Source organism: Pseudoalteromonas sp. S3178 (genome assembly GCF_005886985.1).
Classification (GTDB): Bacteria; Pseudomonadota; Gammaproteobacteria; order Enterobacterales; family Alteromonadaceae; genus Pseudoalteromonas; species Pseudoalteromonas carrageenovora.
This window is the reverse complement of the sequence record NZ_PNCW01000100.1, coordinates 1-10,656: the sequence shown is the minus strand read 5'-3', so window position 1 is coordinate 10,656 and position 10,656 is coordinate 1. Positions and strand designations below refer to the sequence as shown.

Below are 10,656 nucleotides of genomic sequence, written 5' to 3'. Positions count from 1 at the left end.
TTTATTTGTTTAAATTTATTTTTTTCATTGTTTATAGGTTTTATTTTTCATTCTTAATATTTAAGGTATAAAGGATTATATTATTGAACCTTCCTGTACATTAATATATTATTGAAATTGCTTTTAGTAAGCGTGTTTCACTGTAAGATAACTATAGGGATTAATAGTATGACATCTTCAAGGACATTTAAACCAACAGGTTCTTCTGATGCGAACTTTTACCGATTATTCGATATTTTTGCATTATTTACGGCTTTTCAATGTTCAGCTTTATTTTATAGCTTAGAACTTACTCCTATTTATATGGTGGCAGTTCTCAGTGTTGCACTAAGCTTTTTATATTGTGCTGAAATATTATCTGCTTATAGATCTTGGCGGGCCGGTAAATTTAGAACAATGGTCATGTGTGCTTGGGGTGCTTTGTTTATTTCATTTGCCTTTTTACTTTTGATATCTTTTGTTTTTAAATTTTCTGATTCGCTTTCTCGTATTGGTTTAGGTTTGTGGTTTTTGCTCAGCGTTGCATATATGTACGGCTGGCGTCTTGCCACTTATCTATTCAAAAGAAATAGAAGACGGTTAGGTATTAATTTACGAAATGTTGCCATTGTAGGTGCAACTGAGTCCGCTGTTCATTTATACAACGAAATCAATAAAAATGATGAGCTAGGTTTTAAATTTTTAGGCTTCTATGACGACCGAAAACCAGAGCGATTATTCGAAAATTCAGTCAAACATGATGTAGCTGGTAGGATACAAGATGCAGTTACTGCCGCTCGAAATGGTAATATTGGTGTTCTATATATAGCATTACCAATGAAAGCAGACAAACGCATAGCAGATATTTTGCTGCAACTTGGCGATACAACCGTTGATGTCCATATAATTCCCGATTTTTTAGTGTCAAGTCTGATACATGCACGTATCGAACATGTTGGTGAGCTTGATACATTGAGCGTCTTTGAATCTCCTTTTATCGGTGCTCGCGAGTTTATTAAGCGCACTGAGGATATAGTTGTCTCCTCAATTATTTTGGCGTTGATTTCCCCAATCCTTATTGCTATTGCATTTGCAGTAAAATTTACTTCAAAAGGTCCGGTGATTTTCAAGCAAGACCGCTATGGCCTGGATGGTCGTAAAATTAAAGTATGGAAATTTCGCTCAATGAGCGTTACTGAAAATAGTTCAGTAGTAACTCAAGCTACAAAAAATGACTCACGAATTACTCCTTTAGGTGGTTTCTTACGTCGAACAAGTCTTGATGAGTTGCCTCAGTTTATTAATGTATTAAAGGGTGATATGTCTATAGTTGGGCCTCGGCCACATGCAGTAGCACATAATGAAGAGTACCGTAAAAAGGTAGAGTTCTATATGTTACGTCATAAAGCAAAGCCAGGGATAACTGGATGGGCACAAATAAATGGTTGGCGCGGAGAAACTGATACTTTGAACAAGATGGAAAAACGCGTAGAATTTGATTTACATTATATTAAACATTGGTCACTTTGGTTTGATGTACAAATCATTTTCATGACAATTTTTAAAGGGTTCAAAAATGCAAATGCATACTAAAATAATTATTTCATTATGTGCGTTTCTTAGTATAACTGTAGTAGCCCCTGCCGCAGCAAGTAATTTAAGTGCAGGTAGTTTTATAACAAAAAGTGGAGTAGAAATCACTCCAACCTTAAAAACCGGTCTCAGTAGTAATAGTAATTTTTTCAGCACTCCCGATGAAGAGGAGTCACGATTAGTTTGGGCTATTACACCAAATGTCAAAGCATTAATTGAAGATGGACCTAATAGCTACGAATTAGACTTAGGTACGAGTAGCGCCTTACATAATAAAGATACAATCGATAATTATACTCAAGTAAATATTGGTACTGCTATTCATAGAGAGTTTACGAGCCTGCATCGTTTAGATGTAACTGGAGATGCTGATTGGCTATACGAATCTAGAGGTCGCGGCTTAACCGAAGGGTTAGGAGATACCGTTGATGAACTTGTTAAATATAAATTACAAAATTTTACAGCTCGCTATGAGTATGGAGCTCAAAGCTCAAAAGCTCAAATAGCTCTTGATGCTGTTTATTTAAATAAAAAATATTTAAACTTTCGAGAAGTATCTCAGTATCGTGACTACGATAAATCGTCAATTGGCATTACTGGTTATTATAATACACGAGCTTTATCACGTGTATTTATTGAAATTCAACAAGAGTACTATCGTTATGACGTGCTAGAAATTAGCGGGGTATCTCGTGACTCTGATGACATAAAAATGTTAGCAGGTATGCAGTGGGAAGCTACGGCACTTACTTCAGGTTCTTTTAAGCTGGGTTATCAAAATAAAGACTTTGATAACCCAGCGCGTAAAAGCTTTAGTGGTTTGAGCTGGGAGGCTAAAGTTAATTGGAAGCCATTAAGCTACTCTACTTTACAAGTTTTAACGAGTCGAGCAGCAAAAGATCCTGTGGTTCAAGGCGATTACATCAAAGAAAGTTTATATGGTGTTAATTGGACTCATAATTGGAATGATTATCTGAGTTCGCTCGCCAGCCTTAATTATACTGATGAAAAATACACGGGTGATTTTGGTCGTAAAGATAAAACTAAAAGTCTGCGTTTAGGTCTCAATTATGTAACAAATAGTTTCGGTATGGTTTCTACTTATGTAGACTTTATTGATAAAAACTCTACTCAAAATGCAATCGAGTTTGATCGCACAGTTGTTGGTATTAACTTTACATTTGCTTTAAAGGCTAGTTAATGAGGCTTATTTTTATATTTACACTATTAATAATTAGTAGTGCTTGTTTTGCTCAATCAGAGCAAAGCTACGTTTTAGGTGCAGGTGATAAAGTAGAAATTAAAGTATTTGGCCAACCTGACTTGGAGGTCACTGCATTGTTAGGTAACAGCGGAGAGGTTAACTATCCATTTTTGGGTAAAGTTAAACTTTCAGGTCTTAACACCTCTGAGGTTGAGCAAGTAATTGCTAATGGTTTACGCCCTGATTATTTAGTCAACCCTAATGTTTATGTTCAAGTAGTTGAATATCGTCCTTTTTATATACATGGAGAGGTTAAAAACCCAGGTGCATACCCTTATCAACCTGCTATGACGGTAAATCAGGCTATTGCACTTGCTGGTGGGTTAACTGAACGTGCGTCTATAGACAAAATTTATATTTTTAAAGAACAAACTAAACAGCAGCAACATAAAGGTAGTTTAAAAAGCCAAATTGCAGCGGGCGACACCATAAAAATAGAACAACGCTTGTTTTAAAGCAGTTTACAAGGCAGTAGTAAATGCACCATACAAATGAAAAAATAAACAGTGAAGATATTATTGATTTAGGCGTCTATTTTAATGTAATTAAGCGAGCTAAATGGCGAATTCTTGCTTTTTCTATAGTAGTTACATTACTTGCTATTATGGCGACATTTACGTTAGTACCTAAATATATCGCTACAGCAACTTTACTTATAGAGGCTGAGCAGGCCAAAGCAGTGAGCTTTGAAGAAATATATGGTTTAGATTCAAACAAGAAAGAATATTATTTAACACAGTTTGAGGTAATGAAGTCCGACAGTATTGCGCGTGAGGTAATCACTAAACTTGACTTAAAAACGCATCCCGACTTTATAGGAAAGCCCTCTGTTTTAAATCAGTTAAAGGCAATGGTTAAAAATAAACTGAAAGAACATATACCTTCTCTTAATAAAAAAGAAATCATTGTTTATTCACCAGAAGACCAATCTGAACGTGAAATGCTTAATTTATTAGGCGCTTTCAAGTCTCGCCTTTATGTAACCCCAATTAGGAACACGCAATTGGTGAGAATAAGCTTTCAATCGAGTGATCCTAAATTGGCAGCACTCGTAGCTAACACTGTTGGGCAAGTTTACATAGAAAGTCAAATGCGCGCTAAAATGGGCATCACTCAACAAGCCTCTAGCTGGTTAAATACACGTCTGTCTCAGCTACGAATCCAATTAGATGATTCTGAAGTACGCCTGCAAGCATATCGAGAGCAACAAAAATTGGTAGATATTGAAGGTATTGCAGGTCTTGCTACACAAGAGCTTGAGCAAATATCGCAGCAATTAATTGTTGCACGTAATGAACAAAATAATTTGCAAAGTATCAATCGTGTAATAAGTGAGTACGGGAATAATAACTTAGAATTGTTAGGCAGTATGCCTGAAATCACTTCTCACCAAGTTATACAAAACGTTAAACGTGACGTTATCATAGTTGAGAGAAAATTAAGTGAATTAGGTGAAGTGTACGGACCGAAGCACCCTAAAATAATTTCAGCAAAGGCTGAACTTAAAACGGTGAAAGATAACTTAAATAAACAAATCAAAGGTCTTATCACAGGTATTGAAAAAGAGCTTAATAGAATAACGCGAACTGTTAGCGCGCTTGAGCGAGATTTAGTTAAGATTCGTGCTGAGTATCAGGATATTACCCGCAAAGAAACCCAATATAATCAGCTTAAACGTGAAGTTGAAACAAATAGAAATATCTTTAACACGTTTTTGTCTCGCTCTAAAGAAACAGAAGTAACTAGTGATTTTAGTTCTGCCGCTGCACGATTTACCGATCAAGCTTATGCGCCTAATAGTCCGGCAAAGCCTAACAAAAAGCTTATTATTATTCTGGCCTTTGTCGTTAGCTTTGGGTTTGCAGCAGTAATGAGTTTCGTTTTTGATGCATTAAATGATACCGTAAAAACTAAAAGTGACGTTGAGAGTAAGCTTGCTCAGCGTATGCTTGGATTATTACCATATGTAAAAATACCAAGGAAGAGCCATTTTCCTATTCATGCATACCTTGATGACAACTTTAGACGGTTTGCAGAATCAGTGCGAACCTTTCGTACAAGTTTGTTGTTAACTCAACTCGAGCGTGAACATAAAGTGATTGCGATTACTTCCAGCTCTCCTGGTGAGGGTAAAACAACTACTTCTGCTAATTTAGCAATGTCACTAGCGCAAATGGGCAAAGTTTTGTTAATTGACGCTGATCTGCGTAAACCAAGTATTGCAAAACGATTTGATATTCCGGTATTCCATCCTGGACTCAGTAATTTAATAGTAGGTACTGAACAACTACCGGAATGCGTACATATTGATGGTCAATCGGGAGTGGCTATTATGCCAAGTGGTCAAATTCCAGGAAATCCATTAGAGCTTTTATCGAGTACTCAATTTAGTGAGGTACTTGATATTTTGAAAGAAAAATATGATCACATAGTTATTGATACACCACCTACACAAGCTGTAAGTGATGCTTTAGTAATTGCACAAAACGCCGATTCGGTCATATATGTTGTTAAATCAGATGTTACACGTATTAAACTTATTAAAGCTGGTGTTGAACGTTTATTTGAATCTAAAGCGCATGTTGCAGGTATAGTACTTAATCAAGTCGACATGAATAAGCGTAAAGATGAACACAGTCATGGCTATTACGATTATCATGATTATTCGCAAAAGCCAGAGCAATCAAATTCTTAGTAGGTGATAATTTATGTTTGATATTCATTCACACATTTTGCCTAATCTAGATGATGGCGCTAAAGATATAAAAGAGTCATTAGCTCTTTTAAAAATGGCTCAAGCTGATGGAATAACTCATATGGTAGCTACTCCTCATATACATATTGGACGATTTGATAATTCTACGACCCATCTGTACAACGATTTAGAGAACTTAAAAGCGCAAGCTTTGGTAAATGGTATTACTATAAATCTTGCTGTTGCTGCAGAAGTGAGGCTTGATATTGAGCTAATGACATTAGTTTTATCAAATAAGCTTCCGTTTATCGGCAAAATTGATTCATTTAATTGTATATTATTGGAGCTACCACATTCACATGTTCCACAGGGCTATGATAAATTTATTAACTGGCTTGCAAAGCAAAACATAAAAGTAATAATACCTCACCCAGAGCGTAACCGAGATATACAAGCAAACCCTTTTTATATTGAGCGATTAAATCAATTAGGGTGTGAGTTTCAGTTAACAGCATCTAGCTTGGAAGGGGTATGGGGAGACAGTGCAAAAACAATTAGCTTTGATATGTTGCAGAAAAATTTAGTGAGTTACGTTGCCTCTGACGCACACTCAGTTAAACGAAGACCTCCAATTTTAAGTAAAGCAAAAAAAATAGTGTCTGAATTACTGGGCGAAGATAAAGCACTTGAATTATTTTATGGTAACCCAAAACGTTTAACTAGCTCGTTATTTAATGATTAATATAAACACACTCTCTGCTTCACTCTTATAAATTACTAAAACACTTAGCTAGCTGTTACTTATGTTAAAGTCTTTGAATAGGATGGGGCTTTATAGCATTTTGGTAGTATATTTGTGTTTTTATAAAGTTGTTAAATTTTACATTGTAAACTAGGAGTTGAGTTTATATTTTAAGTTAATGAGTTTTATATAAATTAGCGCCTATACAAGTATTAACTGATACTATCAAACCACTTAATCTTATAATAAGTATTTATCATTCTTAATGTAGATTATGTATAGCTAGTCAACAACAATTGCCAAATTTATAAGGCTAACTGTTTTCATTAACGCAAAGTGCTACCTGTTAATTTGATAAATGATTTTTCTGGTTTTTTGTTTAAAGCAAGACCTTTTAATTCAATCTTATTATAAGTTATTTTTGATGTGTAGATTATTATTGTAAGCGTAATTAATATCAGAGTATTATTTATGAGCTGCCCACCAAAATCAAGGTAGCGTTGTGAGTTTATTATTGGTGCTATGCTTTCACCAGTAACTTTTTGTAAAACTATTCCAATAGAGTTAAAGATAAACAATATTGCAGCATGAGTCATATATATTGAATAAGATAACTTACCAGTGGTTTGAAACATTTTTATTTTTAATAACTTTGATATTAAACCAGCTTCAAATGCAAAAAATAATACAGTTAAAAGAAACAAAAAAGGCGCAATTAATGACTTGTATTTAAAGTTAACGCTTACAACGAAAATTATTAGAATTATTAGTAATACCTCTATTAGAGTGGCTAATGTAAGAGGAAATCTAAAATACGATATTTTTTTAAATAGTAGATAAATTACTGTGCCACCAAAAAAACAAGATAAACCTTTTAGTACACTTTCTACTAATAGGTCTGATTTTAAAAATATTAAGCTAAAAGCAATAGCAGAGATGCAAAACCAAACAATAGTTTTACTAGTTTTAAAAAAGGCTATAGTAGTAAAAAGTAATGCATAAATGTAAAACTCAATACTTATACTCCACGAAGGGTAATTGAAACTGAGAGGGTCTGTAAAAGAAGTCCATGAATGTATCAGTAGTAGGTTAGGAATAATTTCATTAATTGATGTATCGTTTGTAAAAGGTGGATTGTTAAATGAAATATCTCCGAATTTATAAGCAAATAATTTTCCTAGCTCTAAAATTAAAAATACTGTTAGCATAAATATATGTAACGGGTAGATACGGAAGAATCGGGCTTTCATAAAACTTCTAAAATTTAAATCTTTTTTATCGCCGTAACCATGTGCTAATACAAAACCACTTAAAATAAAAAAGAACTCTACGAATACTGCGCTACCTCTAAAAAAATCTAATTCAGTAATTGAGTTAACGAAATGCATATGAAAAATCACTACAGAGATCGCACAAATCCCTCTAAATGCATCAAGTGCTTCAAATCTTCTATTCAAAAGTTAGTCCTTTAATTATTAAGGCAATAGTGCCAAGGTAATTACGAATCCTTTACTGTAATTTTAAATTTTTTACTCTGTTATAATATTATATTTAATTGGTCGCTATGTAAAATCAAAGTGTACTTTCTAATATATTGAAGTTTCTATTACCAGTTTAAATTTTGGTGTTAATAAATAAAGGTAGGATAACTCTATTTCTGGAGTTCAGCTTAAATAATAAATGTTCAATGGATATTTATATTATTGTAAGTGCTAGGTTTTATAGAAAGTACTATAGAAAAATGCCCAGAGCCATTTTAACAGCTCTGGGCTACAAATGGCTCTTAGTTGAGCCTTGCGCTAACTAAATACACTTTCGTAATTCCTAGGGAGAAGAAGAAAGTACCTAAAAGTTTAGTCAACCCACTTAGAATTGCATAACTAATTTTGCCACTTGGTTACATTTGATAACAAATCATTAGATTAATTATGCGCATCTTTATACTTTTGTTTATACCCAGCTTATTAACTGGGTATTTTGCACAAGGTCGCGCGGTAACGAGTTTTTTATTTTATTTTTTTGCCACTTACCTAATCCTATTGGGCAGCCACATAGCATGAGTACCACTTCGCCGGTTGCTTTTGTTACTTCTTCAAGGAGTATGTCTTTTCCATTAAAGTAGTCGTTTGCTTGCTCGTTTGTTAAAGCATAGGTATTGCTTTTGCAGTCATTGCCAAACACGGTAGCAAACTCGTGAGTCAGCCTTACACCATTCTTATGAATCATGCCTATTTGTATGCCTAAGCGTGCGTATTTAATTTTATTTTGCACTGCTTCAAACCCTTGTGGGAATAGCCAGAGTTCTTTATCGCGTTGCATTAAATTACCCGGCAAGGCTTTTAAACCAAATTGTTTTTTAAGCTCGCTCATAAATGATGTTGTTTGTTTTTTATCAAATTCATTAAACGGAAACGCGCCTTTTTTTACTGTTTGATTTGGGTTATTACAGCTTGCTAATTTTTTAAATTTAGCAATAAAAAAACCTTCGCTATCGAACGTTTGCGGCCATACATGTAAGTAGCCCTCGGGGGTTGTTGCTTTATAGGCTCCCTCAAATAAGTCATTTAGTGATTGCGGCTCAATGTAGTCGCCAAATTCGCTAAGTAAATAATTGCATACGTTTTGGTTTTCAAGCGGGGTAAGTGTACAGGTTGAGTACACAAGTGTTCCGCCTGGCTTTAATGCGTAAAAAGCACTTTTAATTAAATCTTTTTGAACTTGAGCAATTTCTATATTTGATTCAATAGACCAGTTTTTAAGTGCGTCAGCGTCTTTACGTACTGTACCTTCACCAGAGCAGGGCGCATCAAGCAAAATGCTATCAAAGCATTCAAACATATAGTTACCAAATATTACTCCATCAAAATGTGAGAGTGCGCAGTTACCCACCCCCATACGTTTAAGCGTAGCGCTAAGTACTTTTAATCGTGATGACGAAAGCTCATTGGCAACAAGCACGCCTTGGTTATTCATTATTGCGGCTAGTTGCGAGGTTTTAGAGCCAGGTGCCGATGCCATATCAAGCACGATGTTATTTTGTGAGCCTGGGTTTTCAATGCTTTGTTTTAGTGCCATAGGCGGAAGCATTGAGCTTGCCTCTTGCACATACATGGCGCCACTTAAATGTAGGTCGGTATTACCTAGTGCTAAATTTTGTTCTTCATCGCTTGGGCGTTCTAGCCAAAAACCTTCATTGCACCAGGGTATAGGTGTTAGTTGCCATTTTTTTTGCTCAGAACGTTTTAAAAATTCTTCAATCGTTATTTTTAATGTATTAACACGAATAGACTTTCTCAGAGGGCGACGACACGCTTGAATAAAGTCATCTAAATTTAAATGCGCGGGTAAGTAGGTTTTTACGTCGTCAATAAAGTGCTCAGGAATATAAGTGTTGGCGTTCACTGGTTGGCTCGTACATTAAAAATAAAGCGTGATATTAGCACTTTTAAAGTGTTTTTTCAGAGTTAAATACTGCATTTGTTTGATGATGCTGTGTCGACACTTTGCGGTTTTAGTTCATTTTTAGTGTGGTTATGTACGACTTTAGATTAACAGTGTCGACAATAGGCGTGTTTTTTACTCATTTAAGTAGGGCAAAGGGTTGACATGGTTTTTTATTAAGCACATAGTTAACCCATCAATTGTCGACAATTTATTTATAAAGCCATGACGCAAACTTTTTTAAACGATACACCCATTACTACAGCATCTGATCAAGTGTTTGTAGATATGCGCCGCGAAATAGTAGAGGGCAGCATAGAGCAAGGCAGCAAAATATCAGAGCCGGAGCTTGCAAAGCGTTACGGTGTAAGCCGTGCCACGCTGAGAGAAGCATTAAATCGTTTAGAAAGCTGTTATTTAGTTGAGCGTAAAGCTAACGTGGGCTGCCGCGTAGTTGCGCTTACAGCAGAACGTTTAATTGAAGTATACCAAGTACGAAGTTCCCTCGAAGGGTTAGCATGTAGACTTGCTGCCGACAATATGGAGCCCGAAGAAGTAAAAGGCTTAAAGCAATTACTTAATCAGCATTTGCAAACACAACGTGTAAAAGAGGGCGAATCGTACTATCAAGAGGCAGGCGATTTAGACTTTCACTACCGCATCATCAAAGGTAGTAAAAACGCTCATTTAATACATTTGTTATGTAATGAGCTTTATCAATTAATTCGTATGTACCGCGTTCAAATGGGTATGGTGGGGCCGCGTGTATCTAAAGCGTTTGACGAGCATTTAGCCATTATTAACGCGATAGAAAACCATGATGGTGAACTCGCCGAAATGCTGATGAAGCGACATATAAGTGCATCGCAAGCCAATATTCAAACCAAATTTGATTTGTTAAATAAATAAACAACATATTCTGCTAAAAGCTAAAAGCTAAAA

8 protein-coding genes are annotated in these 10,656 nt (G+C 35.2%); 6 read left to right on the top strand and 2 right to left on the bottom strand.

The features are described from left to right. Window positions 1–168 precede the first annotated feature (168 nt). From CWC11_RS19960 to CWC11_RS19940, 5 genes are read left to right on the top strand one after another with little or no spacing between them, the layout of a single operon-like run. A complete protein-coding gene (locus tag CWC11_RS19960) occupies window positions 169–1,572 on the top strand; it encodes an undecaprenyl-phosphate glucose phosphotransferase (RefSeq protein WP_058549730.1) in 1,404 nt (467 codons plus the stop codon). Beyond that, a complete protein-coding gene (locus tag CWC11_RS19955; RefSeq protein ID WP_138684092.1) occupies window positions 1,556–2,773 on the top strand; it encodes an outer membrane beta-barrel protein in 1,218 nt (405 codons plus the stop codon). The genes CWC11_RS19960 and CWC11_RS19955 overlap by 17 nt, the downstream gene beginning before the upstream one ends. Continuing rightward, window positions 2,773–3,291, top strand: a complete 519-nt coding sequence (locus tag CWC11_RS19950) for a polysaccharide biosynthesis/export family protein (protein WP_138684091.1) — start codon at window positions 2,773–2,775, stop codon at window positions 3,289–3,291. Before CWC11_RS19955 ends, CWC11_RS19950 begins: the two co-directional genes overlap by 1 nt. A gap of 23 nt (window positions 3,292–3,314) precedes the next feature. Beyond that, window positions 3,315–5,531: a GumC family protein gene (locus CWC11_RS19945; protein ID WP_138684090.1), complete on the top strand. Its 2,217-nt coding sequence runs from the start codon at window positions 3,315–3,317 to the stop codon at window positions 5,529–5,531. A 13-nt stretch (window positions 5,532–5,544) separates the two neighbouring features. Beyond that, window positions 5,545–6,273, top strand: coding sequence for a tyrosine-protein phosphatase (locus CWC11_RS19940; protein WP_138684089.1), 729 nt, complete (start codon window positions 5,545–5,547; stop codon window positions 6,271–6,273). A 326-nt stretch (window positions 6,274–6,599) separates the two neighbouring features. Here CWC11_RS19940 and CWC11_RS19935 read toward each other — a convergent pair whose 3' ends face one another. Together CWC11_RS19935 and rsmF are read right to left on the bottom strand one after the other, a co-directional pair. Beyond that, a complete protein-coding gene (locus CWC11_RS19935; protein ID WP_138684088.1) occupies window positions 6,600–7,730 on the bottom strand; it encodes an acyltransferase family protein in 1,131 nt (376 codons plus the stop codon). A gap of 493 nt (window positions 7,731–8,223) precedes the next feature. Beyond that, on the bottom strand, window positions 8,224–9,675 hold the full coding sequence (gene rsmF / locus CWC11_RS19930; RefSeq protein WP_138684087.1) for a 16S rRNA (cytosine(1407)-C(5))-methyltransferase RsmF: 1,452 nt from the start codon (window positions 9,673–9,675) through the stop codon (window positions 8,224–8,226). A 264-nt stretch (window positions 9,676–9,939) separates the two neighbouring features. On the opposite strand from rsmF, the gene CWC11_RS19925 reads away from it, so the two are divergent. Then, entirely contained in the window at window positions 9,940–10,623 is a 684-nt protein-coding gene (locus CWC11_RS19925; protein WP_138684086.1) for a GntR family transcriptional regulator, read from the top strand. The last annotated feature ends 33 nt before the right edge of the window (window positions 10,624–10,656 follow it).